The organism is Burkholderia sp. SR8 (assembly GCF_052851275.1).
The window spans coordinates 1-719 of the sequence record NZ_JAULUC010000079.1 but is presented as its reverse complement, the minus strand read 5'-3'; the positions used below and the strand labels follow the sequence as shown (position 1 = coordinate 719).

Sequence of the window (719 nt, the reverse complement as noted above, 5' to 3'; positions counted from 1 at the left end):
GGCAAGACCGCAGTCGTCACGGGCGCCGCAAGCGGCATCGGCAAGGAAATCGCACTGGAGCTCGCGAAGGCGGGCGCGGCGGTCGCGATCGCCGACCTGAACCAGGACGGCGCGAATGCGGTGGCCGACGAGATCAACAAGGCAGGCGGCAAGGCGATCGGCGTCGCGATGGACGTGACCAATGAAGACGCCGTGAACAGCGGCATCGACAAGGTCGCCGAAACGTTCGGCTCGGTCGACATCCTCGTGTCCAACGCAGGCATCCAGATCGTCAATCCGATCGAGAACTATTCGTTCGCCGACTGGAAGAAGATGCAGGCGATCCACGTCGACGGCGCGTTCCTGACGACGAAGGCCGCGCTCAAGCACATGTACAAGGACGATCGCGGCGGCGTCGTGATCTACATGGGTTCGGTGCACTCGCACGAAGCGTCGCCGCTGAAGTCGGCGTACGTGACGGCCAAGCACGGGCTGCTGGGTCTCGCACGCGTGCTGGCGAAGGAAGGCGCGAAGCACAACGTGCGCTCGCACGTCGTGTGTCCGGGCTTCGTGCGCACGCCGCTGGTCGACAAGCAGATTCCGGAGCAGGCGAAGGAACTCGGGATCAGCGAGGAGGAAGTGGTGAAGAAGGTGATGCTCGGCAACACGGTCGACGGCGTATTCACGACGGTGCAGGACGTCGCGCAGACGGTGCTGTTCCTGTCGGCGTTCCCGAGCGC

General features: G+C 64.5%; 1 protein-coding gene. It reads left to right on the top strand.

All coding sequences use genetic code 11. From position 1 onward, the window contains the following. Positions 1-719: 3-hydroxybutyrate dehydrogenase (locus Q3A80_RS31890; protein WP_446332749.1), on the top strand; the 719-nt coding region annotated here is incomplete at both ends.